The organism is Pseudomonas sp. UC 17F4, from assembly GCF_900101695.1.
Classification (GTDB): domain Bacteria; phylum Pseudomonadota; class Gammaproteobacteria; order Pseudomonadales; family Pseudomonadaceae; genus Aquipseudomonas.
Genome location: NZ_FNKV01000001.1, coordinates 5,170,702 through 5,196,258 on the forward strand (window position 1 = coordinate 5,170,702; position 25,557 = coordinate 5,196,258).

Below are 25,557 nucleotides of genomic sequence, written 5' to 3' on the forward strand. Positions count from 1 at the left end.
TCATCAATTTTTTGTGAAAAAGACGCCAACAAATAGTCGCTTGGCGTCTATTTAAGTATTACGTTCAGCGTGTGTTCAGGCACCAGCCTGTTTACCCCGGCAGGTGCACTTTTGAATAGGAATCGCGATCAATATCAATTACCTCGACGCACAGCTGGATGTCCAGCTCCGGCGTGCCTGGCACGGCCTCCTTGAGCACCTCCAGCAGGCTCGCCGACAGCTGGCGTTTGATCTCGGCCGAACGGCCGCTGAGGATCGCCAGCTTGATGTGGGCGAACGCACGCTCTACCGGCGCCACGCCCACGCGAAAACTGCCCAGGGCCACGGCGCGGCTCTTGATGTCTAGCTCTTCGGCAAACTGGCCACTACCGACCAGGGCGTGGTTAAGGCGCAGCAACAGGCGGTCGACCTCGAGGTTTTTCAGGTTGTCGCTGTATTCCACATGAAGATGAGGCATTGCACGGAGTCCTGGGCAGGGCAAATGTTGCAACAGACTACCCCAGCCGCGAAACCCGGCAAAGCCGACTATCCTCTAAGTTCATGACTTCCACCCCACAAACCCCGGAGAGGTGAAAAGATGTCGGTCAAGCACGATTTGTACGCAGACGTGGGTCTGACCCCTGAGCAGTTCCTCGAGAAGCAACAGAGCAATCCACGGCTGAGTCAGTTGCATGAAGCGTACAACCGCAAAGACGCCGAAGTCGTCGCTGCCGAGAACAGTAGCGCCGCCGATGACACCGTCACCCGGCTACGCAAGGAACGCCTGAAGATCAAGGACGAGATCGTCGCCCATCTTAAGTAACCCGCAATACCTGTGGGAGCGGGCTTGACCCGCGATAGCGATCTACCTGCCACATCGCATCGCCAGGCAAGCTCGCTCCTGCCAGCCCCCCCTTAAGACCGCGCCCACACCACCGGAAACCAGTCCTCGCGCATGCGATCGCCGCTCTTCAGATCAATCCCCGGAAACGGCGGTGAGGTCCGGCCGGGCCGCTGGATATAGCGCACGTCATCACCCATGAAGCGCGTCGAGAAGGCTCGGCGGCGGTTGCTGCCGTTGTTGCCGGCGGCGCCATGCACGGTACGAAAATCGAACACCACCGCATCACCTGGCTCAAGCTCCGGCGAAAGAATCTGATACTCGCCGTTCTCCACGTCCGGCATGTCCATGAACAGGCTTTCACCGGAGCCGGCATCGGTGGCGCCATAGAAATCCTTGTTGCTGGCCCAGCTCTTGGGCCGAACCGGCTTGGGCCAGCGATGGGAGCCGAGGACCACGCTCAGGGTGTTGTGGCGGGTGACCGGGTCCAGCGGTATCCAGTAGCTGGCGGTTTGCAGGCCGTCGACGCAGTAGTACGGCAGGTCCTGGTGCCAGGGCGTGGGCTTGGAGGTACCCGGCTCCTTGACCAGGATGTGTTCATGGAACACCTGCACTTGCCGCGACTGCATCAGCGCCCCGGCAAGCGCCGCAGCGGGCGAGTTGAGCACGAAGTCCTTGAATGCCGGGATGCGTTGCCAGTTGCAGTAATCCTCGAAGAAGCGCCCGCCTTCGCCACTGCCGACGTTCTCGATGGCAAAGGCGCTGGGCGCGGCCAGGTTCTGTTCAAAACCTTCGCGCAGCGGTTCGATCCAGTCGCGGAACACGCCACGCAAGACCACTGCACCGTCACGCTGGAACTGTTCGATATCGGCATTCATCGCAGACCACCTCTCTTGTTGTAATGACAAAAGTATTGGGCGCCCGCGCGCAGCCGGTAAACCACAGATTACCTATGCGCCACTATAGGCAATCTGTATGGCGCGACGGTTGTCAGCCCGCCGCCTTTGGCCGGTTAATGGCCCTGCCTGTGTCCTACGGCGCCTTGCTATCCAAGAATAAGAACAACGAGGAGTTACCTGGGATGAACGAAAACAGCACCGCCTTGCGGCGCGGTCTGAGTACCCGCCACATTCGCTTCATGGCGCTCGGTTCTGCCATCGGCACCGGGCTTTTCTATGGCTCTGCAGCGGCCATCAAACTGGCCGGCCCTTCGGTGTTGCTCGCCTACCTGATCGGTGGCGCGGCGATCTACATGATGATGCGCGCCCTCGGCGAGATGGCCGTGCGCAACCCGGTGCCCGGCTCCTTCGGGCAATACGCCAGCCAGTACCTGGGGCGCTTTGCCGGTTTTCTCACCGGCTGGAGCTACGCCTTCTCGATGCTGGTGGTGTGCCTGGCGGATGTCACCGCCTTCGGCGTTTACATGAGCTTCTGGTTCCCCGACACGCCGCGCTGGATCTGGGTGCTGGGCATCGTCTTCTTCATCGGCGCGCTGAACCTGTGCAGCGTGCGGGTGTTTGGCGAACTGGAGTTCTGGCTGTCGCTGCTGAAAGTCACCGCCATCGTCTCGATGATCCTTGCCGGCGCCGCCGTGCTGATGTTCGGCATCCAGCTGGGCGGCGCCGGCGAGCCCCTGGCGGCGGTGAGCAACCTGTGGAGCCATGGCGGCTTCTTCCCCAACGGCGTAGGCGGCATGATCGCCTCGTTCACCGTGGTGATGTTCGCCTTCGGCGGCGTCGAGATGATCGGCATCACCGCCGGCGAAGCCAAGGACCCGCAGCGGGTGATTCCCCGGGCGATCAACTCGGTACCGCTGCGCATCCTGCTGTTCTACGTGTTCACCCTGTTGGTGCTGATGTCGATCTACCCCTGGTCGAAGATCGGCAGCGAAGGTAGCCCCTTCGTGCAGATTTTCAGCGGCCTGGGCATTGGCTCGGCGGCGACGCTGCTGAACATCGTGGTGATTTCGGCGGCGGTGTCGGCGATCAACAGCGACATCTTCAGCGCCGGGCGGATGATGTACGGCATGGCCCACAACGGCCAGGCACCGGCCAGCTTCGCCCAGCTGTCGCGCTTCGGTGTGCCGTGGATGACCGTGGTGGTGATGGCCGTGGCCCTGCTGCTGGGGGTGGTGCTCAACTACCTGGCGCCGGACAACCTGTTCCTGATCCTCGCGGCGGTGGTGACCTTTTCGATCGTCTGGGTGTGGCTGATGATCCTGCTGTCGCAGATCGTCATGCGCCGCGGCATGAGCGCCGACGAGGTGGCAAGGCTGCACTTCCCGGTGCCGTTCTGGCCGGTCGGCCCGGCCTGCGCGGTGGTGTTCATGCTGTTCATCTTCGGCGTGCTGGCCTGGTTCCCCGACACGCGCATGGCCCTGTACGTGGGCATCGGCTGGCTGGCCCTGCTGTCACTGGGCTACTGGCTGTTCGTCGCCCGCCAACCGCAGGTCAGGTTGGCCGGTTCGCCGGGTAACTGATCAGGTCGCCAGCTGCTCGCTGGCCCAGTCGAGGAAGGCCTGCGCCGCCGGTGACGGGCGCATGGCACTGGACTGGGCCAGCACCACCGGCTGCGGGCTGACCGTTTCCAGCAGGGGCCGGCAGGCCAGCGGCTGGCCGTCGTAGCTGCAATCGGCCACCGGCCGGGTGCAAGACAGCGCCACGCCATAGCCATGGGCGACCAGCCCGCGCTGCATCTCGAAAGTCTGGGTCAGTTGCAGGCTGGCCGGTTGCAGGTCATGGGCCCAGAACAGCGAAAGAAAGTATTCGCGGGTCCGGGCGATGTCTTCGAGAATCAAACACTCCGTGGCCAGGTCCACCAGCGATACCCGCTCCTGCAACGCCAGCGGGTGGTCGGCCGGCAGCAGGGCATAAGGCGTCAGCTGCGCCAGCACGCGCTTTTCGATCGGCGCATCGAGCCCCACGTCATAGGTCAGCGCCAGCTCCGCCTTGCCATCGGCAAGGCGCCGGTTGACCTCGGCAAGATCGGCCTCGAACAAGGTGATGGTGACTTCCGGATGGCGCCGGCGAAAGCCGCTCAGCAAGCGCGGCGCGTAATAGGGCCCCAGGTCCTGGAAGCAGATCAGGCTCAGGCTCCCGCGCACCACCTGTTGCTGCTCGCCCTTGCCGCTGATGGCCGAGGCCAGGTTGAGCATGTCGCGCGCCTGTTCGAGCAGCTTGCGCCCGGCCGGGGTCAGCTCCAGGCCACGGCTGACCTGGCGATGAAAGAGCTTCTCGCCCAGGCTCGCCTCCAGCTGCGACAGCGCCAGCGACACCGACGGCTGGGAAATATGCTTGGTGCGCGCCGCAGCACTGACACTGCCCTGCTCGGCGGCGGCGACGAAATACTCCAACTGGCGAAAGGTGAAGCCGATCATCGCAATGCCCCTCTGGGATGCTGGAACCAACAGTCGCGCAGTTACCTCGCCAGCGCCGGGCTCAACGCCGCGGGCGTATGCCAGGGGATATCAGCCCAGGCACCGCTGCCGGGGGCCAGCAACTGGCGCAGATGCTGCTCGTGGAACGCTTCGCCCAGCGAGTCGACGCGAAACGCCGCAACCCACTGCTCGCGCCCCAGCTTATAGGCTTTGCCGAAATCTTCCCAACTGTCGAAACAGTCCTGCGCCCGCTGCGCATTGAGCAGCAGCACACGCCAGGCAAGGTCAGGCTCGAGCCAGCGCATCAGCAGCGCACAACGGGCCACAAACGCCACCCGCGCACAGGCAAAGGCCATGGCCGCACGCGGCTCATCGCTGGCCGTCAGCGCCTGCAGGTCGAGGCTGTACCATTGCTGTTCGAGGCTCGCGCGCAAGTGCGCACGCACGGCCTCGTCATCGCAGTTGCTGCGAACCCCGGCCTGGTGCAGCAACGCTGCCCGCACGATCTTCTGCGCTTGCTCGTTGAAGTGATCGCAGGCCGGCGAGTAGAAGCCCTCGACGCCCATCGCATCGGCCATGGGCCTGGCCAGCAACAGCGACCAGTGCTTGCGCTGGCTGAACAACGGCGCGGCGCGCGGTCGCAATGCCCGCCATAACAACCAGGCTGATACAACCGCCGCGATCAGTAAAAACATGCGTTTCTCCTTACCTTGCCCGGGCCTGCCAGGCCTGGATTTCCTCACCCTCGGCGGGCGTCATGTCCGGCCATGGCACGCCTTCGGTCTGGTACAGCGGATCATTGAGCTGACGCTCAGCGCGCTTGCTGACGATATGCCGGGTGGCGTACTTGACCGACACCGCTTGCGGGCCAGCCTGCAAGAACTGCTGCGGCTGACGCCCGGCCACCAGCCACTCGACCATGGCCGAAGGCGCTTCGAGGCGCTCGTACAGCTGCGGATAGCGCGCCACCAGGCGGGTCTGCGCGGTCGGGTCGCTGACCTCTTCGATGCGCAGCCACCCAGCTTCAGTGCGTACGATGCCGATGGCGATGCAGTCGGCGGGCGTCTGCTGGTCGGTGCCCAGGGCATTCAGGCACTGCAGCAAGTCCTGGTAATAGCGCTCGACCGGCGGCCGGTTCTGCTTGCCCTTGACCTGCTCGACGGTCAAGGTGCCGTCGGCCTGAACGATCAGGCTGATGGTGATGTGTGGCTGGCCCTGGCCGTCGCGAAAACTCAACACGCGCATGCGCCGCTGCTCCACCGCTTCGGCATAGCGCTCGCCGTAGCCGCCGGTGAGGGCGCGGCGATCGGCGAACTGGCCCAGGCAGTGGCGCATCACGTAGCTTTCAAAGGCCATCTCGGCGCGCAGCAAAGGGCTCTCGGGGCGCAGCTCCTGCAATACGTGCTCAGCAGTGGTCACCCGCGTGAGCAAGGCCTCGGGCTGGCTCTGGCGCCAGCCCTGCTCGACCCGCGCGGCCATCTGCGCATGCTCCTTGTGCCACAGCGCCAGCGCCTGCGGGCAGTTGATGCGATCGAGCTTGCCAGCCAGCGCGGTGCCCTGGCGCGAGGTCAGGAACTCCACCAGCAAGGCCTCCTCGGCCAGCAGTGGCGCCTGCTGCGGATCGATCCAGACCAGCGGCGCCTGCTGCGACTGTTTGCCGGCGTCGCCCAAGTGCCTGGCCACCCACGCCGGCGGTTCGGCCCCCAGCGCCTCGACCGCCTGCTCCAGGGTCAGGATCGGCCGCGCCGGCTCGAAGTTGCCGACCAGGTGCCGGTAGAAATGGTTGAGCAACCATTTGCCCACCTCTGGCGCATCACCACGGGCCTTGCTGCGCTCGGCAATTGCGCGCTTGAGTTGATCGGCATTGAGTGCGTTGCGCGGGGCGTAACCGGACTGTCGCAGCTCCGGTGTCACTTCCATATCTGCCACCAGGCCTTGCCAGCCGGTTTTTCAACGGCCTGCAGCTCGGCGATGCTCTGGCTGAAGATTTCATTGTTGCTCTGGTCGATAGCGTTGTCTGGATCACTGCGCAGGATCGAGCGCTGGTAGTAGGCGATGGCCTCTTCCTTGCGCCCCAGGCCCTTGAGCACATCGCCGGAGCAGCCCAGCAGGCTGGCGATGTCACCTTCGTTGACATAGGGCGCGTAGCGCAGCCACAGGCTGGTGGCGGCCTCCGGCAGGTTGTACGACAGGTACGTGGCCACTTTTATCCGCGCGAACAGTTGCGAGATTTCCAGGTCCTTGTCGGCGACTCCTTGCTCTTGCTGCCAGTTGAGCACGCGCTCAAGCCAGATCAGGATTTCGCGTTCGCGGTCCAGGCGGTACAGGGCCCGGCTGACTTCGAACAGGTACTCTTCGGGGTCGTGGCGGCTGTAGCCATAGTCGGCAGCGAAGTGCCAGAGCTGTTCGGCGGCTTCGGCGATGCCCGCGTCATCCCCCAGCTCAATGCGGTTTTGCAGGGTGCCATGATAGTGTTCTGCGAACGGACTGGCGGCAATGCCACGGGCATGCAGCTCCAGGGCCTGCTCATACATGCGCAGGTCGTTGTAGCAGCGGTAGTTGATCGCCAGGTTGTTGCAGAGCATCGAGTACATGTGCACACAGGCATCGTAACGATGCCCGCGACCGGTGGCGAAGCATTGCTCCATGCGAGCCTGGCCGCGTTCGTAGGCCAGCTTTTGTACTTCGCGCAACAACGACCAGGCCTGATCTGCTTCCTCGCTCGAGAGCTTCTCGACTTCCACCTCGACCAGGTCGTCGATGTTGCAAGCGAAACTGTAATAGTTCATGCCACCAGCCATTGTCAGCAGCGGTTGGCGCAAGGCACCGACAATGCCGAACACACTGGCATGGGCGCTGAACAGGCTGTAGGCGCTGCGGTGGTCTTGCATATTGCCGGCCGAAACGGCCTCGCGCAGCATCGTAAGTTCAGTGTTGGCGTCAATGCGCCCGGCCTGGCGTTCACGCACTGCCAGCAGGCGGTTGATCCAGGGGTGGTTCGGCGCGCGGCGGCGGGCTTCTTCCAGGGCCTGGGCGAAAACGTTGTCGAGCTGCTCAAGGTCATCGCGGGCAGCATGCAGCGCATCGAGCAGCGGGCCCATGGACGGCGTCGACTCGTCGCGCCATGGCAGCCCGGAAACAAACCGCTCCAAGACCTTTTGATCATCACAGGCACGCATCACGCACAGCGGCCACCATGGCGACTGGTCCTCGGCATCGAGCAGGCGATCGTGTACCCAGTAGGCAGTGCCCGGCCACATCTGGCTGCGAACGCCATAGATCTCCATGAATGCACGCTGCCCGGCGTCGTCGATCTGACCGTTTTCAAGCAACCAGGGCAAGTGGAATTCGACAAAGTTGTCACTGCCGCTGGAGTCCAGTTCCAGGGTCGCCACTTCACAGATTTTCAAGGCGCCGGGCAGGTCGCCCTGGGCCTTCAATGAGCGCGCCGCCAGGCGCGCCAGGCGCACTTCCCACTCGCGGCGCTGGGGCAGCGACAGCTCAGCGATCAACTGCACCACAGGTTGCTCGAACATCGCCAGGCGCAGCGGCACGATTTCGATCAGTGCATCGCCCAGCCACAGCCAGTCGTTGCCGTCGACGTCCTGGTCAGCAGCGGCGGTGCGCAACGCGGTAATTGCCGCCAGCGCCGCTTCGCGAGCCTCTTCGTCACGTTCGTGGGCAGCCAGCACCCGCGCCCGGCGCCGGTGCTGGTCGGCATCGTCCCAGGCCCGCAAGGCATGGCGGCCGGGGTTGATCAACGCCAGGGTGTGACGCACCTCGATGGCCTTGAGGGCGACGTCGAGGGTGGTGTGCTGCAGATCGTCAAAAATGCGGTAGCGCCGGTACTGTTCGATATCGAACGCCAGCGACTCGTTGCTCAATTGCTGCAGGGCGTCGAGGGCCTGCAGCAGGCCTTGCTCGTCTTTGAGGTAGTTGCAAAGGCGCAGCTGGTAGATCAGCAGGTTGACCTTGAGTTCGTTGCGCGCCTCTTCTGGCGTCGCCTCGATCAGCGCCTGGCCGTCGTCGGCCAGCACCGCCCTGGAGGCGTCGGCGTCTCCGGCGTTGACCCACAGCACGTGCAGACGGTCAATCGATTCCAGCGAGGCTGCCTTGAGCGGCTGGGCGCGCAGCAGGCCCAGCACGTGGTCGTCACCGTGTTCCTGATGTTCGACCTCAAGACGGTCGATGAATTGATCCAGCTGGATTCCGGACAGCACGGTGCTGTTCTGCGTCATTGTGAACTCCATTTGCGAATGACTGTGCATCGCCCGATGCGCCCTGCGCCGGCGCCCTTGAACGGGCCAACGGGTACTCGTATACGTCGGCCCTGGACAGGCAACGATGACGAAAGGGATCGGGCAATACAGCGAGGTGCTGCACGCTACCAGTTGGCGTTTGAAAATCCAAGCGGGTGCAGGGGGTGGGCGCGCTGATTAATGCGCAAACAGCGGATCGACACTGTGCAGGCAGCGCTTGATCGAGTCGAGGTCCGGTGCCGGCGACAGGCACAGTTGAATCCTGGCATTGACCGGCACCGATACCCGCGAACAATCGGCACGTTGCCCTTCATAGATCAGCGCATGGCGGATGCGCGGGTTGTCGTGGCAGAACTTCAACAGGTTGAACTGCCGGGAAGGCACCAGCACCGTGTTGACGATCAACAGGTCGAAGGGTGTGCCCTGCGCCCGGGTCGCGGCTTGCAACGCTTGAAAGCTACTCAAGTGGGCAACGCGGCTGTACCCCAGGCGGTTGAGCATGTTTTCTATCTTGCTTCGCTGATCCTGCTGCCGATCAGCGATCACTATGCGCAATGCTATGTTTGACATTCGGTAAACCTGACAGATGGGCTCCGCGAGTCTTTATAAACGCTGCGACTCGCTGAAGTACTGGCAAGGTTACCGTTGGTCGTGTGCAGAGACTCTAAGACAATTCTCAAACGCCCTTACGCCCAAGCCTTAAGGCGTGGTCAGGGTAATCAGGTAGGCGCCGGAACTCAGGGCCTTGCCGGAAGCATCCAGCAGCGCGTACTGCTGGTTGTAGTAACGCCCGGCCGTGCCGCTGTCGGCCACCAGCCTGACGTTGACCGGCGCATGGTCGGGCGTAGTGACCGAAGCCTGCGGGACGACCTGCTGCAGCTCGATGCGGGTACCCCGGGCCTGGGCCGGGCAATCGCTGAGGTTCAAGGCACCGGCCCGGGCCGAAGGCGTGCACGGCGACTCGACGATGCTGCCGGTGAAATTGATCACGCCCTGGGCAACCGGCGTGGCGGCCATGCAGGCCCCGTTCAGACCCAACAGCAACCCTGCAGCGATAGCAACATATTTACTCTTCATGCCGACACTCCTGCGAAAACGGTTGATACCTTGAGTGTCGGCCAGACGGCGCAATGTTTAAGGATTGTCTGATAGGCATTGTTGCGCTTTGCCAAGCAGGTCGCAGAACCGGATAAATAAGCGCCCGCTGGCTGGTCAACGCCTGCGCCAGGGCCTATGTTTAAGGATTGTCTGATGTCTGCAGCATTCGCGACTCACTAGAGTCGGCGAATGAGATTAAAAAGCTACCTGCTGCAAATCAGCCCGCTTCTTTCCAGCCCCGAAGCCGCCCGCCGCTTGCTGCGGTTGTTCGCCGTGGTTTTGCTGATCGGCATCTTCAGCGGCGTGTACAACTTCCTGTTGTTCACCTTCAACAACGACATCTCCCAGCGTCGCGGCTACATGAGCAGCGCGATCGCCGAGGCGCACACCTTCTTCACCAACCGCGAGGCCTTGCTCGAGAGCCTGAGCCTGTCGGCGGTGCGCAAGTCGAAACAGGCAAGGTCCCTGGTCTACCTGCCATCGAGCGAAGAAGTGCACCTGCAACTGGGCAGCACCAGCGACAACCGCTGGAGCATCTGGCTGACCCAGCGCATGCGCGATTACATGAAGGACAAGCAGGTCAGCCTGCTGTATGTCGACACCGGGCCGAACGCGCAGGTCAGGCGCCTGTACAACTCCGCCCCCGGGGTGCCGGGGTTTTCGCCGCGCATGCTTGAGCAGCTACAGGCGCTCAAGGACAACAGCCCCTACCCCGCCGCCGAACTGTGGCTGACCGACCAGACCGAGCAGCGCTCGTACCTGTACATCTTCATTCGCCTGGATGAGCGCGACGCCGAGTCGGGCTGGCTGGGCCTGGAAATGGACAGCCGCGAGGTGTCGGCGGCGCTCAACGACCAGAGCGCCGGCGAGTTCATGATGCTCAACTCCGAAGGCATGCTGGTGTTCACCAACAGCCACGATGCGCACCTTGGGCAGATGCTGCTCAACTCCCAGGGGGAAAACTTCTTCGGTTTTGTCGGCGACGGCTGGATCCCCGACCACCTGGTGATCCGCAAGCACCTGAAGTCCTCGGACTGGCAACTGGTGTACTCGATCGACCTGCTGGCGGTGCTGGCCGGGTTGTGGAAGCAGTTGGTCGGCTCGCTGCTGTTCTGCCTGTTCACCGTGACCCTGATCTTGCTGCTGATGCGCCGCATCGAGCATCGCTTCATAGCACCGGCGATCAACCGCATCCAGGCCCTGATCGAAAGCGAGGCGTTCAGCCGCGATGTGATCCAGACCGCACCGGTGGCCTTGTGCGTACTGCGCCGCACCGACGGCAAGGTGGTGCTGGAAAACACCCTGGCGCAACAATGGCTGGGCGACGGCCTGGAGCGCGATGTGCTGTGCGCCGGCTGGATCAACCAGGCCTTCGCCAGCCAGCAAGCCGAGCGCAGCGACTACTTCGCCACCGCCGATGGCCGCCACCTGTACCTGAGCAGCGCGCCGACCCGCTACAACGGCGAAGACGTGCTGTTCTGCGCCTTCAGCGACATCAGTGCGCGCAAGCAGGTTGAAGCGGCGCTGGAAGAAGCGCGGCAATCGGCCGATGCCGCCAACGAGGCCAAGACGCTGTTTCTGGCGACCATGAGCCACGAGATCCGCACCCCGCTGTACGGTGTGCTGGGTACCCTGGAACTGCTGGCGCGCACCCAGCTCGATGCCCAGCAGCGCGATTACCTGCACGCGATCGAAGGCTCGTCAGCAACCCTGTTGCAGTTGATCTGCGACGTGCTGGATGTGTCGAAGATCGAAGCCGGGCAACTGGCCCTGGAGCTGAGCGAGTTCTCGCCCGCGGAGCTGGTCCACGAGGTCATCCAGGGCTACAGCGCCGCGGCCCAGGGCAAGAACCTGCAGTTGTACGCCTGCTTCGATCCGCAACTGCCGGAGCGGCTGATTGGCGACGTGACGCGGATCCGCCAGATCCTCAACAACCTGCTGAGCAATGCGGTCAAGTTCACCGACAGCGGCCGGGTGGTGTTGCGGGTCAAGCTGATCAACCGCGATGGCGAGCGTTCAAGCCTGATGTGGCAGGTGTCGGATACCGGCAAGGGCATCGCCGAGGAAGACCACCCGTACATTTTCGAGCCGTTCTACCAGACTGAAGGCAACACCAACGTAGTGGCCGGCACCGGCCTGGGGCTGCCGATCTGCCAGCGCCTGACCCAGTTGATGAACGGCCAGTTGCGCATGGTCAGCGAACTGGGCCTGGGCAGCAGTTTTACCCTGACCCTGCCACTGGAAGAAGCCTCGGCCAGCAGCGACCTGCCGGCCCAGGGCAACCTGTTGCCCGAGACCATCTACGTAGTCTCGCCGATTCGCGAGCTGGCGCAGTCGATCAGCGGCTGGCTGCGCCGCTGGGGCGCCCGGGCCCAGGTCGGGCGGCCAACGCCGGCGGATGCCGCCAGCGGCCACCTGCTGCTCGAGCTGCACCCCGGCAGCGCCGAGCAAGCGCTGGTGGCCGACTGGAGCGGGCCACTGATCCTGGCCAGCGCCCATGGCTGCTGCGAGCCGCAACTCGAAGACGGCCGCTGGCAGGTCAACCTCAACCACCTCAGTGCTCTTTACCAGGCCGTCCGCCAGGCCCAGGGGCTGTGGATCGCCCGTACCGATGACCCGCAAAAGCGCGAAATGCAGAAACTCGAGCTGCACATCCTGGTGGCCGAAGACAACATCATCAACCAGTTGATCCTGCGTGATCAGCTCGAAGAGCTCGGCTGCACCGTCGAGTTGGCGGGGGACGGTATCGAGGCCCTGCAATTGTGGAAAAGCGGGCACTTCGACGTGGTCTTGACCGATGTGAACATGCCCAAACTCAATGGCTACGAACTGGCCAGAGAACTGCGCCGCCAAGGCTGCTCGATCCCGATCATCGGAGCGACGGCCAATGCCATGCGCGGCGAAGCCGAACTATGCCTTGCAGCCGGAATGAATCATTGCCTGGTCAAGCCTTTCGCGCTGCGGGCCTTGTTCAACTATCTGGCGCCTTATCAAGAGACCTCTAATGAAGCCCTATAACATCTTGATCGTCGAGGACCACCCGTTCCAGCACATGTACTTGCAGCACCTGTTCAGCGAATTGGGCGATTTCCATTTCGAAGCGGCCCAGGACGGCAAGGAAGCGCTGGAACACCTGCAGCGGCGTGACTTCGACCTGGTGCTGACCGACCTGCTGATGCCCGGCATGGACGGCGTGCAGTTCATCCAGGGCCTGGCCAGGCTGCGCAGCAAACCGGACCTGGCAATCATGAGCGCCGCCTCCAAGCGCATGCTCATGGCTGCAAGCCTGGTGGCCAAAAACCTTGGCGTCGAAGTGATCGGCCTGCTCTCCAAGCCAGTCAAGCCCGATGCCCTGCGCAACCTCACCGATCAGCTCAACGGCAAGAACCGCAGCGCACCGCCGGTGCCGCCGGCGGTGGCGCAGTTCGACTACCAGGCGCTTATCCATGGGCTGAGCAACGGCCAGTTCCAGGCCTGGTTCCAGCCGAAAAAATCCCTCAGTAATGGCCGCATCGTTGCCGCTGAAGCCCTGGTGCGCTGGATGCACCCGGAGCAAGGCGTGCTGCTGCCCGGCGCGTTCCTGCCGGCGTTCAAGACCTTCGAGCTGGAAGAGCGCCTGCTGTGGCTGATGCTCAAGCAGGCGATCCATGCCCAGGCGCGCTGGCGCCAGCAGGGGTATGACATTCCGGTATCGATCAACCTGCCGACCCACCTGCTCAACAGCCATGACCTGGCCGACCGCCTGCTGGAGTTCGTCCTGCACCACCAGGGCATCCCCGGCAAGATCTGCTTCGAGCTGATGGAGTGCTCGGTGCCCCAGGACATCAGTAACTTTTACGCCGGCGCCTGCCGCCTGCGCATCAAAGGCTTCGGCCTGTCCCAGGATGACTTCGGCAAGGGCTACAGCTCGTACATGAACCTGGTCTCGACGCCGTTCACCGAGCTCAAGATCGACCGTGCCCTGGTCCAGGGCTGCCATGAAAACGAAAGCATGACCTCGGCGCTGACCAGCATCGTCGCCCTGGGCCGCAAGCTAGGGTTGACGGTGGTCGCCGAAGGGGTCGAGACGCCCCAGGAGCTTGCCCTGTTGCGCAAGATCGATTGCAACCAGGCCCAGGGTTTTCTGATTTCCCACGCGGTATCGTCCGAGCAGTTTCAGCAATTGCTCACCAATGACGGGCCGGCCACCTTCTATTGAGTGGCCGCAGCGCCCTTGAATTGCCAGCAGAGGTACACTCCATCCAGCCACCACCCTTACTGATACTGCGGAAGCTCCTGATGAAGCACGACAACGCCCTGCTGGAAAATCTCACCCGCAGTTCGTTGCGTCTGAACAAAGGGATGATGGTGTTGCTTGGCCTGGCTTTACTGTTGGTCGGCACCAGCTACTGGTCGTTTCAGCGCCTGATCGAGGAGCAGCACGACACCGTGCGCTTTCACTTTGCCCGGCTGATGGAAAACATCCGCGAGCAGGAAGTGTTCTTGCGCAGCCTGGCCCAGCGCAGCCATCAGGGCGAGTTGCTCAAGGACGAGAATGCCCAGGTGCGCTTGCTCAAAGCCTTGCCGGAAGAAGGCCCGAATATTTACCAGGGCCAGGAGTTTTCCTACTCCATGCCCTTCAGCGCCAAAATCGACCCAGAGAAAATCGCCGCCAGCGAACACGCCAAGATTTTCTCCCTTGGCGTGCACCTGGCGACCTTTTACAGCACGTTCTGGTCGACCTCGCACTACCAGTCGCCGCATGTGTTCCTGTTCAACCAGCACGGCAACTTCGACATCACCGTGCCGGCCGCAGGCCATGCAGGGGCCAAGACCGTACCGCACAACGAAAGCTTCATCGACATGATCCGTAGCGTGATCGATCGCCTGCCGCGCGACCATCAGTTGCTGCGCGAAGGTGAAGTCTGCTGGCAGCACTATGGCCCAAGCGCCGCCAGCCCGGGCCCGGCGCGCATGCTGGCGTACATCGGCATCCAGCTGGCCGCGGACGAAATCCACATCAAGGGCGCCGACACCCGGGTGATGATCGCCAGCATCCTCGATTTGTCCCAGGCCAATGACTACGAACGCACCATGGAATGGTCGATCTATGACCACTTCACCCTGGTGGCGCCTTCCGGCCAGGTGCTGATTGGCGCGTTGTGGCCAGAATCGCCGCTGCATGAGGGGATCAACTTCAAGCCCGAAGGCCTGGTGTTCAAGCTGGTCAACCACAATGGACCGGCGTGGACGGCAGTCTATGCCCTCAACTACCGCAGCTTCTTTCGCTATGCCCTGTGGCCGCTGAGCAGCCTTGGCGCCGCGCTGCTCGCGCTGGTCGCCATGGGCTGGGGTGCCAACCGCTGGTACCGCCGCCAGGTGATCCTGCCGGCGCGCCAGGCGCATGCCAGCATCGCCGAAAGCGAAGCCTTCAGCCGCGTGGTAATCGATACCGCGCCCACCGGCCTGTGCGTGGTGCGCCGCGCCGACAACCAGGTGCTGGTGGAAAACCAGCGGGCCCAGCAGTCGCCGGGCAGCGCCAAGCTGATCAGCGCCCTGGAGCGGCGCACCGACCAGGGCGAGACGGGTGAAACTTACCTGGAAATCGACGGCCGGCACCTGCAGGTGGGGTTTGTCTCGACCCGCTACCAGGGCCAGGATGTGCGCCTGTATGCCTTCAACGACGTCACCCGGCATATTGAAGATGCCACGGCCCTGGAAGAAGCGCGGCGCGCCGCCGATGCCGCCAACGAAGCCAAGACCCTGTTCCTGGCGACCATGAGCCATGAAATCCGCACCCCGCTGTACGGCGTGCTCGGCACCCTCGAACTGCTCGGCCTGACTCGCCTGGAGCCGCGCCAGCAGGAATACCTGCAGACCATCCAGCGCTCGTCGGCTACTTTGTTCCAGCTGATCAGCGACGTGCTCGACGTGTCGAAGATCGAGTCCGGGCAGATGGCGATCGAGTCCATCGAGTTCTGCCCCTTGGACCTGATCGAAGACACCCTGCACACCTATGCCGCCTTCGCCCAGCGCAAGGGCCTGCAGCTCTATGCCTGCACCGACGCCGCGCTGCCCGAGCGCCTGCTCGGCGACCCGATGCGCATTCGGCAGATCCTCAACAACCTGTTGAGCAATGCCATCAAATTCACCGACACCGGGCGCGTGGTCCTGCGCACCCGGGTGCTGGCGCGAGAAGATGACAAGGTCAACCTGGAGTGGCAGGTCACCGACACCGGCATCGGCATCTCCACGGCGCAGCAGGCCAAGCTGTTCGAGCTGTTCTACCAGGTGCAGGACGCCTGCAGCGAAGGTGGCGCAGGCCTGGGCCTGCCGATCTGCTGGTGGCTTAGCGAAATGATGGGTGGGCAACTGAAAGTGGTCAGCGAACCGGGGCTGGGCAGCAGTTTTGCCCTGCGCATGAGCTTGCCGGTGCTGGCAGGCCAAACCCTAAGCAGCGCACCAGTTGCAGCCGCGTCGATTCCGGTTTACGTGCGCGCCCCGGTACAGGAGCTGGCGCAATCGCTGGTCGACTGGCTTGTCCGCCTCGGCGTACACGCCGCCCTGGCCCCCCAGCCACTGGAAGCCAAGCATGCGCCGGCGGTACTGGTCGATGCCTTGCCGGCGACCAACGCCCCAGCCTGGCCGGGGCCACGGGTGCTGTGCACGGCCGGTGGGCGCAACCCGCCGGAATACACCGGGCAGGGCTGGAATGTCGACCTTCACAACCTGCGCGCCATCGCCGACGCGGTGGGCATGGCCCGCCTGGGCGCGCCGCAGGCATCGCAGCAGGCCGCGCAACAGCAGGCCGACAACCTGCAACTGCGCATCCTGGTGGCCGAAGACAACCCGATCAACCAGGCGATCATCAAGGAACAGCTCGAGGCCCTGGGCTGCACCGCGGTGGTCGCCAGCAACGGCGAACAGGCCCTGCACCTGTGGCAGCCCGAGGTCTTTGACCTGGTGCTGACCGACGTCAACATGCCGGTCATGAACGGCTATGAGCTGGCCCGCACCCTGCGCGAGCATGACCCGCAGCTGCCGATCATCGGCGTCACTGCCAACGCCATGCGCGAAGAGGGCATGCGCTGCATCGCCGTCGGCATGAACGCCTGGATCGTCAAGCCGCTGAGCCTGCAGACCCTGCGCGGCCACCTGCTCAAGCTCTGCCGCCCGGCCTTGCAGAATGCAGCAACGCGGGTCGAGCCAGACACCCTCACCGCCCCCGCCGCCGTCCCGGCCACCGATAGCCTGCAGCTTTCAGAGCGGATGCGCCCGCTGTTCATCACCACCATGCGCGATGACCTGCAACTGATCCGCTGCGCGCTGGAGCAAAGTGACGCTAGAATCGTCGCCCAAAGGCTGCACAGCATCGCCGGCGCCCTGGGCGCGGTACAGGCCAGCGACCTGGCCGAGCACTGTACGGCGCTTGAGTGCCGCCTGGCAGGCGGGACAATCGATGCTTCCCTGCGCCTTGAAGTGCAGCAGATACTGAGCCGGCTTGCCGCTGTTGTGGATGCGCTCGAGTAACAACAATCAGGCTTACCTGCGGCCGTATGGACACCCCCTAACCTTCTATACCGGTACTACGGACAGCCACTATGGACAAACTCAAAGTCATCATCGCGGACGATCACCCGATCGTGCTGCTCGGTGTGCGCGAACTGGTAGAACGTGACGAACGTTTTTGCGTGGTCGGCGAAGCCGTGTGCTCAAAAGGCCTGATCGATCTGCTCGAACAGCAACCGGTGGACCTGGTGATCACCGACTACAACATGCCGGCCGATTCGCCCTATGGCGACGGCCTGAAACTGGTCGATTACCTGAAGCGGCACTTTCCGCATTTGCAGGTGTTGATCCTGACGATGATCTCCAACCACCTGATTCTCACCCGCCTGCATGAGCTGGGCGTGGTCGGGGTGATCCAGAAGAGCCAGTTGCACACCGAAATCCAGTTGGCGCTCAAGGCCGTGGCCCAGCAAAGCCAGTACCGCAGCCTGGAACCTGCAAAAACCTCGGTCATCGAAACCACCGCGGCGATCGAGGACCGGTTTGCCACACTGTCACCCAAAGAGTTTGAAATACTGCGACTGTTTGTCGCTGGTAAAAGTGTCAGTGATATTGCCCGCAGCCAGAACCGAAGTGCCAAGACCATCAGCGCGCAAAAGATTTCGGCCATGCGCAAACTTGATGTTAATAGCGACCAGGACTTACTGGCTTATTGCCTGGAGCGCAGTATCTTTAACTAAGTTTCCGGGCAACAAGGTCAGGAACCGATAAAGACTTTGTTGCCAGAACGCCCGCCCCACCTGGGCTCAGACCTTATAAGAATCGTCTGATGTTCGGCAAACACCCCCCGTTCTATTGTGTATTGGCATTTTCATGCAGCACTTTCCAACCAATACAAATGGACATCACCATGAAGAAGTTCTCCCTGGCCCTTATCACTCTGTCCGTACTTGCAGCGTCCGGCGCTGCCCTGGCAGCAGAAACGACGCCTGTTCAAGGTGGCAGCGGCAAGATCACCTTCACCGGCGTGATCAACAACGACGCCTGCTCGGTTGACGGCGCCAACGCTGATCGCGTGATCTCCGTGGACATGGGCACTGTATCGATCAAGGACATGGGCACCGCTGAAAGCCCGTCCTCGGGCCGTGTCACCGGTAAAGACTTCAACCTCAACGTCAACTGCAACCTGGGCACCAAAGTCTCGATGATCTTTGACGCCGCCAGCGGCGGTTCGGGCCTGGTCACCGGCAAGAAAGTCCTGGCCCTGACCAAAGGCACCGGCACTGCAGCCAACGTCGGTATCGCCCTGCTCGACAGCAACGGCGCGCTGATCGACCTGAGCTCGAAAACCACCGCCATGATCCAGAGCGACATGCACGGTACCGGCGCTGCCGGTGGCGACGCGATCCTCAACTTCTCCGCCGCCTACGTCACCACTGGCGCAGCGGGCACTGCCACCGCCGGTCGCGGTGACGCCACCCTGCCGTTCATCCTGCAATACGAATAAGTCGTAGCGCCTGAACTGCTTTGTGCGAGGCCGCCCGGCCTCGCCATTGGCCCTGAAGCAAAACCCCTGAATCAAACGGTACAGACCATGTTGCGTCGTTCTATTCCCGCATGCCTGGGGCTGCTCGGCATGCTCATGGCCGGCCAGGCCATGGCCAGTATTTCGCTGAGTGCCACGCGGATTGTCTTTGATGGCAACCACAAGGAAGCCAACGTCAACGTGCGCAATGGCAACCAGGACGTGCTGATTCAATCCTGGGTCGACGACAGCGATGCCCAGCGCAGCGTGCCCTTTGCCGTAACCCCGCCACTGGCACGGGTGTTCGCCCGTGAACAGCAGTTGCTGCGGGTGCTGTACGAAGGTGACGGGATGCCTGCGGACAAAGAGTCGGTGGTCTGGCTCAACGTCCAGGAAATCCCTCAGGCCGCCGCCGCCGCCAACACCCTGCAACTGGCCGTGCGCCAGCGCATCAAGATTTTCTTCCGCCCCGCAGGCTTGCCTGGCAATGCCCTTATGGCGCCGACCGAACTGCAATGGCAACTGCTGCGCCACAGCGGCAAGACCCTGCTGCAGGTCAATAACCCGAGCCTTTATCACGTCTCGATGGCGGATATAAAACTTGAGGCGGGCAAACTTAGCGAACTGGCAGCGGACTCAACCATGGTCGCGCCGGGTGAAGTAAAGACATTTCCGGTTAAAACCCTGGGTAGCGATAACAACGTGCGCCTGAGTTTTTCCAGCATCAACGATTACGGTGCGCAAAACCAATACACCACGACACTGTCCAGCGGCCAGGCAAGTACCGCTGCCCAAGCGCCGGGCAAACAATAACGGTTAATGCCCAGGCGTTAAGCCTGCGCGTAACTGCGCCCCTCGCCGCGCCCAGTCGTTATTCGGGATACAAGGTTCCTTCGCATGTCTTTATCTTCCGGTAACAGGCCAACTCATTGCGCCGGCCAACGTGCGTGCGCTCCGTCTGCAACTGCCCGTCTGTGGAAGTTGAGTGCCCTGTCGCTGGCCGTGCTTGGCGCGATGCCGGTGCTGGCCGCGCAGGACACCGGCGATGCGCAACAACTGGAAGCCTTCAACACCACCTTCCTGCAAGGCGCACCTTCGTCGGTCGACCTGCAACTGCTGCTGTCGGCCAACAGCGTGTTGCCGGGCAACTACCGGGTCGACCTGTACAGCAACGAAGTGCTGGTGGGCCGGCGTGACATCGATTTCAACCGCAACCCGGCCACCGGCCGCGTCGAACCGTGCCTGACCCTGGAGTTGCTGCAACAGCTAGGCATCGACCTGAACAAACTGCAGGCCCAGGGCAAGTTCGACCCGGACACCCCGCAAAGCTGCTACGACCTGCCCAGCCTGATCGACCAGGCCAGCCTGCGCTATGACGCCGCGCGCCTGCAACTGGCGGCCAGCGTGCCGCAAGTGGCAATGCAGCGCGGTATCCGTGGCTACGTCGACCCGGCGCTGTGGGATGACGGTGTGCCGGCGGCGTTCATCAACTACCAGTACAACAGCAGCCGCAGCGCCGGCGATGCCGACACGCGCATCGCCAATAACCTCGGCCTGCGCAACGGCATCAACCTCGGTGCCTGGCGCTTGCGTAACGAGTCGAACTTCACCAGCAGCACCGGTCGCCCGAGCACCTTCAAGAGCAACCGCAGCTACCTGCAGCATGACGTCACGGCCATCAAGGGCCAGTTCAGCGCCGGGGATATCTTCAGTGACACCGACCTGTTCGACAGCGTGCGCTATCGCGGTGTGAAGCTTGCCTCCGACGAAGGCATGCGCGCCGACAGCGAACGCGGCTACGCGCCGATCATCCGTGGCGTGGCGCAAACCAACGCCACCGTCGAGATCCGCCAGAACAACTACATCCTGTACACCGCCAGCGTGCCGCCAGGGCCGTTCGAGATCAGCGACATCTACCCGTCCGGCTCCAACGGCGACCTGCAAATCACTATCGTCGAGGCTGACGGCCGCCGTCGGGTGACCACCCAGGCGTTCTCCAGCCTGCCGATCATGGTCCGTGAAGGCCAGGTCAAATACAGCGTCTCGGCCGGCCAGTTCAACAGCAACACCGACGGCATGGCCACCCCGAACATCCTCAGCAGCACCCTGGCCTACGGTATCAGCAGCAGCCTCACCGGGATCATCGGTGTACAGGCCAGCGACAACTACAAGGCGCTGTCGCTGGGCGCCGGCAAGAACACTTCGCTGGGCGCGGTGTCGTTCGACGTCACCCATTCGAGCAGCCGCGCACTGGGGCAAACCACCCAGGGCAACAGTGTGCGTGCCCTCTACGCCAAGACCTTCACCGGCACCGACACCAACTTCACCCTGGCCGCGTACCGCTACTCCACCGAAGGTTTCCGCACCCTGACCGACCATGTCCAGGATTTGAGCAGCGACCTGGAGCGGCGCCCAGGCAACTCCAAGACCCGCACCGACCTGACCATCAACCAGAGCATGGGCCGCAACCGCGAACTGGGCAGCCTGTACGTCAACGCCAGCGACCAGCGCTACTGGAACCGCGGCGGTTCGCAGAGCTTTTCGGCCGGCTACAGCAACAACTGGGGCGAAGCCAGCTACAACCTCGGCGTCACCCGCACCAAGGATTTGGGCGACGGCTACGGCGGCTCAAGCAGCGATACTCAGTTCAACCTCTCGGTGTCCTTCCCGCTGGGCAGCCGCGCCCGGGCGCCGCGTGCGTTCATCACCACCAGCACACAAAAAGGCGGCGACAGCACCCAGGTTGGCGTCAACGGCTACCTGTCCGAAACCAGCGACACCTTCTATTCGGTCCAGGGCGGCAACAGCAGCTCCGGCGGCAACTCCGCCTCGGCCAACCTCAACACCCGCACCTCGGTGGCCGACATCACCCTGGGCTACAGCCAGGGCCGCGGCTACGACTCGCAGAACCTCAACGTATCGGGCTCGGTGGTTGCTCACCAAGGTGGTATCAACCTCGGCCAGACCGTCGGCGAAACCTTCGCCCTGGCCCAGGTGCCGGGCGTCAAGGGCGCCAAGATCAGCAGCTACAGCGGCGTCGAAACCGGGCGCAACGGCTACGCGGTGATCCCCAACGCGCAACCATACCGGGTCAACTGGATCAGCCTGGACACCCGCGAACTGGGCGGCGACATCGAAATCGACAACGCCACCCAGCAACTGGTACCGCGCCGCGGCGCCGTGGTAGTGGCCCGCTACACCGGCAAGAGCGGGCGGCGGGTGCAGTTCGAGCTGTTCGACGAACAGGGCGCGATGATCCCGTTCGGCGCCTCGCTGGAAGACGCCAGCGGCAAACAACTGGCAATTTCCGACCCCAACGGCAAGGCGCTGGTGTTGCTGGAAGAAGACCAGGGCAGCCTGACCATCAAGTGGGGCGAGCGCCAGTGCACAGCGCCGTATAGCCTGCCGGAGCGGGACAAGGCGCTGAACTATGAGCGTCAGCGCTTGGTGTGCAGGCCGTAATCACCAGGGCCAAGTGGTTTACTCATGTTCAGCGGCCAACATTGATCTGAACTGAGAAACCGCCTCGGCAGATAAACCCGCAGCTTCAAATACTGCACAGGTGAAGCTGACAGGTGCAGGGCCTGGCGCAGTTATGATCCGGTCTGCAACCATGGTGCCTGAACAGTCTTGATAAAGAGCCTCGCCTTTATAACTTGCGGCATGTTGTTTGAGGAAATCCACGCTGTTCGAGGTGTGAGGCATCGTATTGAGAAGGTCAGCCCTCGCCAGCGCCAGCGTTCCTCCACATATTCCGGCGATCGTTGCCCCAGCGTCTCGGCTGGCACGAAGAAAGTCCCCAATATCTGGAGCATCTGCGTGTTCCCAGAGCTGTCCCCCGACGATGACGGCAACATCTGGTTTCCAGTCCAGGCATTGTTCCAGACTGCTATCGAGCGTGACCGCCAATCCTCCCTGCGAGAGGAATTGCCCTGGAACAGGGGTGAAAAAACCAAGGTCGATACCGTAAAACGGTGATGCGGTTCCTGCAATAAAGGCATATTCCCAATCAGCAAAACCAGGTGTCAGAACCAAAGCTATGCGTGCCATTTGTTCGAATCCTCCTTGAATTCCGAGACCATGATGCGGCGAACAACCCCTTGTCTCCGGCGGCTATTACGCGCAGAAACGAAAAAGCCCCCACAAACATAAATGTTTGCGGGGGCTTTTCTTTACTGCATATGGCGGAGAGATAGGGATTTGAACCCTAGGTACTGTTGCCAGTACAACGGATTTCGAATCCGTCCCGTTCGGCCACTCCGGCATCTCTCCAGTGGCGCGCATGATACCAGCAGTTTGCCGAAAGGCAAAGCCTGTTTGCGAAAAAAATTCGCGTGGTATCAGGCGCTTGCGTGAACTTGCCAGTTACAGCGGCACGCCCAGGCGTTTGGCAACTTCTTCGTAGGCTTCGATAACGTCGCCCAGACCCTGGCGGAAGCGGTCCTTGTCCATTTTCTTGCGGGTTTCTTTGTCCCACAGGCGGCAGCCGTCCGGGCTGAATTCGTCACCCAGGACGATCTCGCCGTGGAATACGCCGAACTCAAGCTTGAAGTCGACCAGCAGCAGGCCAGCGTCGTCGAACAGTTTGTTCAGCACGTCGTTGACCTTGAGCGACAGCTCTTTCATCTTCGCCAGTTGCTCGGCGGTGCCCCAACCGAAGGCCACGACGTGGGATTCGTTGATGAACGGGTCGCCCTTGGCGTCGTCCTTGAGGAACAGCTCGAAGGTGTGCGGGGTGAGCTTCATGCCTTCTTCGACGCCCAGGCGCTTGACCAGGCTGCCGGCGGCGTAGTTACGCACGACGCATTCGACCGGGATCATGTCGAGCTTCTTGACCAGGCATTCGTTGTCGCCCAGCAGCTTGTCGAACTGGGTCGCAATGCCGGCTTCTTCAAGCTTTTGCATGATGAAGGCGTTGAACTTGTTGTTCACCATGCCCTTGCGGTCGAGCTGTTCGATGCGCTTGCCGTCGAACGCCGAGGTGTCGTTGCGAAACAGCAGGATCAAGCGGTCAGCGTCGTCGGTCTTGTAAACCGACTTGGCTTTGCCGCGGTAGAGTTCTTCACGTTTTTCCATGATGGGCTCCGCTTGCTAAATGATGGGCTAGGCGATTTCACGCCAGTCGAGCCCGGAATCCTGATTGGCCACTTGCAGCCAGTCCGGGTCGCAGCCGAGGGTATCGACGAAGCATTGCCGGGCCAGCTGTGGCTGGTTGTTCTTGCTGCTGAGATGGGCCAGCACCAGGTGTTGCAGGTTCTGCCAGTCCAGCTCCGACACCAGGCGCGCGGCCTGATGGTTGTTCAAATGTCCGTAGTCGCCACCCACCCGCTGCTTCAAAAACATCGGGTACGGCCCGCGTCCGAGCAAGTCGCGACAGTGGTTGGCCTCGATCAGCAGGGCGTCCAGGCCCTGGTAGCTGCTGAGCAGGGCCGCATCATACGAGCCCAGGTCGGTCAGCACGCCAAAACGCCGGCTGCCATCGCCAAACACGTACTGCAGCGGCTCCAGCGCGTCGTGAGTGACGCCGACGGCGGTAACGCTCAGGTCGCCCAGCTGCAAGGTGTCGTTGGCGGCCAGGAAGCCTGCGGCCTCGACCGGCTTGCGCATGCCGCGCAAGGTGCCGCGGCTGAGGTAGACCGGTACATTGTAGCGCCGCGACAGCAACCCGACCCCATGCACGTGGTCGGCATGTTCGTGGGTGACCAGCACCGCGCTCAATTGCGCCGCAGAAACGCCGAGCAGCGCCAGGCGCCGCTCGGTTTCACGCAGGGAAAAGCCGCAATCGACCAGCAGCAAGGTATTGCCACTGGCGATCAGCGTGCCATTTCCCTGGCTTCCACTTCCAAGTACGGCGAAGCGCACTTAACCCAGGTTGTCCTGAATCACGCTCAGCACGCGGCGGGCAACGTCTGCCGGGGCCACGGTGTTGATGTTCTTCTCGACGGTGACCTGGACGCTTTCGCCCACCTTGCTCAGGCGAACCTGGTAGCGCTCGGCACGGGCTTCACGCTCTTCCTTGCTCGGCGCACTGCCGAACAGGCGGCTGAAGAAGCCTGGCTGCTCTTTGGTCTCGGCTTTCTCGGCAAGGTTGATGTAGTACAGGCCCAGGCTGCGGTTGATGTCTTCAACGCGCCATTCGCCCTGCTCCAGGGCACGGCCAACGCTAGACCAGGCGCGATCGAGGTCGGCGCCCAGGTTCAGTACCGGGTTGCCGCTGCCGTCTTCGCTGAGGCTGACGCGGCTCGGGGTATCGAAGTCGCGGGCGGCAAGCAACGACACCGAACCGCCCTTCTCGGCGCTGCGGGTCATGCTGGCGAGCATTTCGTCGACCAGGATGGCGTCAACACCGGTGTTGGCCGAACGTGCCGGGAATTCCTGCTCGGCAGTGCTGCCGGCCGGGCGTTCGACGGTCACGACGTAGACTTCACTGGTGTTGCGCTGCACGCCCGGCTCGATGCGGATGCGCGCACGGACTTCGTTGTCGCTGCTGCTCGAGGCACTGCCCAGGCGCTTGGCCATGGACGCCGAGAGTTCGTCGAACCGCTGCCAGGTGGTGTTGAACTCACCGGTTTGCGGACGCTCTTCGGCAATCCGGAAGCCGTTGTCTTCAAAGAACTGACGGGCCACCGGCCAGACTTCGGCCGGCGAGCGCTGGGCCAGCACCCAACGCGAGCTGCCGCTCTTCTGCAGGCTGAAATCGCTGATGTCGGCTGCGGCGTTCAACGGCAGCGGACGCGGCACTTCGAATTCGCCCTTGACGTTGTCGTCGGCGACGTTGCGCGGGATCGGCAGCAGCGGGTCGAGCCGCTTGGCGCTGCTGACGTCCGGTGGCAGCTGCATTGGCGGCTTCTGGGTGGCCTCCAGATAATCGCTGCCACGGTCACGGAAGTAACCCTCTTCGCCCCAGAGCCAGCCGCAACCGCTGGTACTGGAGATGATCAAGGCAAGGGCGGAAAGACCAGCCAATCGCTTCATGCGGTGTACGTCCTCA

At 62.7% G+C, this 25,557-nt stretch carries 21 protein-coding genes and 1 tRNA gene; 9 read left to right on the forward strand and 13 right to left on the reverse strand.

The window, feature by feature from the left end; translation table 11 throughout:
• Window positions 1-91: 91 nt before the first annotated feature.
• Window positions 92-457, reverse strand: a complete 366-nt coding sequence (locus BLR26_RS23550) for a 5-carboxymethyl-2-hydroxymuconate Delta-isomerase (RefSeq protein ID WP_093386246.1) — start codon at window positions 455-457, stop codon at window positions 92-94.
• Between the two features lie 120 nt (window positions 458-577).
• Here BLR26_RS23550 and BLR26_RS23555 point away from each other — a divergent pair, with 120 nt between their 5' ends.
• Complete coding sequence (locus tag BLR26_RS23555) at window positions 578-802, forward strand: HP1242/YdcH family protein (protein ID WP_093386251.1); 225 nt, start codon at window positions 578-580, stop codon at window positions 800-802.
• A 92-nt stretch (window positions 803-894) separates the two neighbouring features.
• Here BLR26_RS23555 and BLR26_RS23560 read toward each other — a convergent pair whose 3' ends face one another.
• On the reverse strand, window positions 895-1,698 hold the full coding sequence (locus tag BLR26_RS23560; RefSeq protein ID WP_093386256.1) for a phytanoyl-CoA dioxygenase family protein: 804 nt from the start codon (window positions 1,696-1,698) through the stop codon (window positions 895-897).
• 203 nt (window positions 1,699-1,901) lie between these two features.
• Between BLR26_RS23560 and BLR26_RS23565 the strand changes: the two genes are divergently transcribed.
• Entirely contained in the window at window positions 1,902-3,299 is a 1,398-nt protein-coding gene (locus BLR26_RS23565; protein ID WP_093386261.1) for an amino acid permease, read from the forward strand.
• Here the strand turns inward: BLR26_RS23565 and BLR26_RS23570 are convergent, their stop codons facing one another.
• From BLR26_RS23570 to BLR26_RS23595, 6 genes are all read right to left on the reverse strand, one after another.
• Complete coding sequence (locus tag BLR26_RS23570) at window positions 3,300-4,196, reverse strand: LysR substrate-binding domain-containing protein (RefSeq protein ID WP_093386266.1); 897 nt, start codon at window positions 4,194-4,196, stop codon at window positions 3,300-3,302.
• A gap of 41 nt (window positions 4,197-4,237) precedes the next feature.
• Window positions 4,238-4,891, reverse strand: a complete 654-nt coding sequence (locus tag BLR26_RS23575) for a DUF1266 domain-containing protein (protein WP_093386271.1) — start codon at window positions 4,889-4,891, stop codon at window positions 4,238-4,240.
• Window positions 4,892-4,901: 10 nt separating this feature from the next.
• The gene (locus tag BLR26_RS23580; RefSeq protein WP_093386275.1) at window positions 4,902-6,116 is read right to left on the reverse strand and encodes a hypothetical protein; all 1,215 of its coding nucleotides are present in this window, start codon (window positions 6,114-6,116) and stop codon (window positions 4,902-4,904) included.
• Window positions 6,107-8,434 carry a hypothetical protein gene (locus BLR26_RS23585; protein ID WP_093386280.1) on the reverse strand — a complete coding sequence of 776 codons (2,328 nt, stop codon included), beginning with the start codon at window positions 8,432-8,434 and terminating at the stop codon, window positions 6,107-6,109. The genes BLR26_RS23580 and BLR26_RS23585 overlap by 10 nt, the downstream gene beginning before the upstream one ends.
• Before the next feature lie 198 nt (window positions 8,435-8,632).
• Window positions 8,633-8,956, reverse strand: coding sequence for a chemotaxis protein CheY (locus BLR26_RS23590; RefSeq protein WP_230090928.1), 324 nt, complete (start codon window positions 8,954-8,956; stop codon window positions 8,633-8,635).
• Between the two features lie 198 nt (window positions 8,957-9,154).
• Window positions 9,155-9,532 carry a type 2 periplasmic-binding domain-containing protein gene (locus tag BLR26_RS23595; protein ID WP_093386285.1) on the reverse strand — a complete coding sequence of 126 codons (378 nt, stop codon included), beginning with the start codon at window positions 9,530-9,532 and terminating at the stop codon, window positions 9,155-9,157.
• A 210-nt stretch (window positions 9,533-9,742) separates the two neighbouring features.
• On the opposite strand from BLR26_RS23595, the gene BLR26_RS23600 reads away from it, so the two are divergent.
• The 7 genes from BLR26_RS23600 (at window position 9,743) to BLR26_RS23630 (ending at window position 22,028) form a co-directional block, all read left to right on the forward strand.
• Window positions 9,743-12,571: an ATP-binding protein gene (locus tag BLR26_RS23600; protein ID WP_093386291.1), complete on the forward strand. Its 2,829-nt coding sequence runs from the start codon at window positions 9,743-9,745 to the stop codon at window positions 12,569-12,571.
• Entirely contained in the window at window positions 12,558-13,751 is a 1,194-nt protein-coding gene (locus BLR26_RS23605; protein WP_045193498.1) for a response regulator cyclic di-GMP phosphodiesterase PvrR, read from the forward strand. The genes BLR26_RS23600 and BLR26_RS23605 overlap by 14 nt, the downstream gene beginning before the upstream one ends.
• 80 nt (window positions 13,752-13,831) lie before the next feature.
• Window positions 13,832-17,062, forward strand: a complete 3,231-nt coding sequence (locus tag BLR26_RS23610; protein WP_093386296.1) for a hybrid sensor histidine kinase/response regulator — start codon at window positions 13,832-13,834, stop codon at window positions 17,060-17,062.
• 71 nt (window positions 17,063-17,133) lie between these two features.
• Window positions 17,134-17,781, forward strand: coding sequence for a response regulator (locus BLR26_RS23615; protein ID WP_093386301.1), 648 nt, complete (start codon window positions 17,134-17,136; stop codon window positions 17,779-17,781).
• A 170-nt stretch (window positions 17,782-17,951) separates the two neighbouring features.
• Window positions 17,952-18,548 (forward strand): fimbrial protein, encoded by a 597-nt coding sequence (locus BLR26_RS23620; RefSeq protein ID WP_093387664.1) that lies wholly within the window; start codon window positions 17,952-17,954, stop codon window positions 18,546-18,548.
• A gap of 87 nt (window positions 18,549-18,635) precedes the next feature.
• Window positions 18,636-19,379 (forward strand): fimbrial biogenesis chaperone, encoded by a 744-nt coding sequence (locus tag BLR26_RS23625; RefSeq protein ID WP_093386305.1) that lies wholly within the window; start codon window positions 18,636-18,638, stop codon window positions 19,377-19,379.
• A gap of 84 nt (window positions 19,380-19,463) precedes the next feature.
• On the forward strand, window positions 19,464-22,028 hold the full coding sequence (locus BLR26_RS23630) for a fimbria/pilus outer membrane usher protein (protein ID WP_371128656.1): 2,565 nt from the start codon (window positions 19,464-19,466) through the stop codon (window positions 22,026-22,028).
• 18 nt (window positions 22,029-22,046) lie between these two features.
• Here BLR26_RS23630 and BLR26_RS23635 read toward each other — a convergent pair whose 3' ends face one another.
• From BLR26_RS23635 to bamC, 5 genes are all read right to left on the reverse strand, one after another.
• Window positions 22,047-22,616: a DJ-1/PfpI family protein gene (locus BLR26_RS23635; protein WP_093386310.1), complete on the reverse strand. Its 570-nt coding sequence runs from the start codon at window positions 22,614-22,616 to the stop codon at window positions 22,047-22,049.
• 132 nt (window positions 22,617-22,748) lie between these two features.
• Window positions 22,749-22,838 (reverse strand) — tRNA-Ser (locus tag BLR26_RS23640).
• A 93-nt stretch (window positions 22,839-22,931) separates the two neighbouring features.
• On the reverse strand, window positions 22,932-23,642 hold the full coding sequence (purC, locus tag BLR26_RS23645; protein ID WP_093386315.1) for a phosphoribosylaminoimidazolesuccinocarboxamide synthase: 711 nt from the start codon (window positions 23,640-23,642) through the stop codon (window positions 22,932-22,934).
• A 27-nt stretch (window positions 23,643-23,669) separates the two neighbouring features.
• Window positions 23,670-24,428, reverse strand: a complete 759-nt coding sequence (locus tag BLR26_RS23650) for an MBL fold metallo-hydrolase (protein ID WP_093386320.1) — start codon at window positions 24,426-24,428, stop codon at window positions 23,670-23,672.
• Window positions 24,429-25,541, reverse strand: a complete 1,113-nt coding sequence (bamC, locus tag BLR26_RS23655) for an outer membrane protein assembly factor BamC (RefSeq protein WP_093386324.1) — start codon at window positions 25,539-25,541, stop codon at window positions 24,429-24,431. It lies immediately after the preceding gene.
• Window positions 25,542-25,557: the final 16 nt, after the last annotated feature.

Excerpts from the sequence above, each read along its gene's own strand:
- BLR26_RS23550 (WP_093386246.1), bottom strand. The coding sequence starts at position 457 with ATGCCTCATCTTCATGTGGAATACAGCGACAACCTGAAAAACCTCGAG.
- BLR26_RS23555 (WP_093386251.1), top strand. The coding sequence starts at position 578 with ATGTCGGTCAAGCACGATTTGTACGCAGACGTGGGTCTGACCCCTGAG.
- BLR26_RS23560 (WP_093386256.1), bottom strand. The coding sequence starts at position 1,698 with ATGAATGCCGATATCGAACAGTTCCAGCGTGACGGTGCAGTGGTCTTG.
- BLR26_RS23565 (WP_093386261.1), top strand. The coding sequence starts at position 1,902 with ATGAACGAAAACAGCACCGCCTTGCGGCGCGGTCTGAGTACCCGCCAC.
- BLR26_RS23570 (WP_093386266.1), bottom strand. The coding sequence starts at position 4,196 with ATGATCGGCTTCACCTTTCGCCAGTTGGAGTATTTCGTCGCCGCCGCC.
- BLR26_RS23575 (WP_093386271.1), bottom strand. The coding sequence starts at position 4,891 with ATGTTTTTACTGATCGCGGCGGTTGTATCAGCCTGGTTGTTATGGCGG.
- BLR26_RS23580 (WP_093386275.1), bottom strand. The coding sequence starts at position 6,116 with ATGGAAGTGACACCGGAGCTGCGACAGTCCGGTTACGCCCCGCGCAAC.
- BLR26_RS23585 (WP_093386280.1), bottom strand. The coding sequence starts at position 8,434 with ATGACGCAGAACAGCACCGTGCTGTCCGGAATCCAGCTGGATCAATTC.
- BLR26_RS23590 (WP_230090928.1), bottom strand. The coding sequence starts at position 8,956 with ATGCTCAACCGCCTGGGGTACAGCCGCGTTGCCCACTTGAGTAGCTTT.
- BLR26_RS23595 (WP_093386285.1), bottom strand. The coding sequence starts at position 9,532 with ATGAAGAGTAAATATGTTGCTATCGCTGCAGGGTTGCTGTTGGGTCTG.
- BLR26_RS23600 (WP_093386291.1), top strand. The coding sequence starts at position 9,743 with ATGAGATTAAAAAGCTACCTGCTGCAAATCAGCCCGCTTCTTTCCAGC.
- BLR26_RS23605 (WP_045193498.1), top strand. The coding sequence starts at position 12,558 with ATGAAGCCCTATAACATCTTGATCGTCGAGGACCACCCGTTCCAGCAC.
- BLR26_RS23610 (WP_093386296.1), top strand. The coding sequence starts at position 13,832 with ATGAAGCACGACAACGCCCTGCTGGAAAATCTCACCCGCAGTTCGTTG.
- BLR26_RS23615 (WP_093386301.1), top strand. The coding sequence starts at position 17,134 with ATGGACAAACTCAAAGTCATCATCGCGGACGATCACCCGATCGTGCTG.
- BLR26_RS23620 (WP_093387664.1), top strand. The coding sequence starts at position 17,952 with ATGAAGAAGTTCTCCCTGGCCCTTATCACTCTGTCCGTACTTGCAGCG.
- BLR26_RS23625 (WP_093386305.1), top strand. The coding sequence starts at position 18,636 with ATGTTGCGTCGTTCTATTCCCGCATGCCTGGGGCTGCTCGGCATGCTC.
- BLR26_RS23630 (WP_371128656.1), top strand. The coding sequence starts at position 19,464 with ATGTCTTTATCTTCCGGTAACAGGCCAACTCATTGCGCCGGCCAACGT.
- BLR26_RS23635 (WP_093386310.1), bottom strand. The coding sequence starts at position 22,616 with ATGGCACGCATAGCTTTGGTTCTGACACCTGGTTTTGCTGATTGGGAA.
- purC (WP_093386315.1), bottom strand. The coding sequence starts at position 23,642 with ATGGAAAAACGTGAAGAACTCTACCGCGGCAAAGCCAAGTCGGTTTAC.
- bamC (WP_093386324.1), bottom strand. The coding sequence starts at position 25,541 with ATGAAGCGATTGGCTGGTCTTTCCGCCCTTGCCTTGATCATCTCCAGT.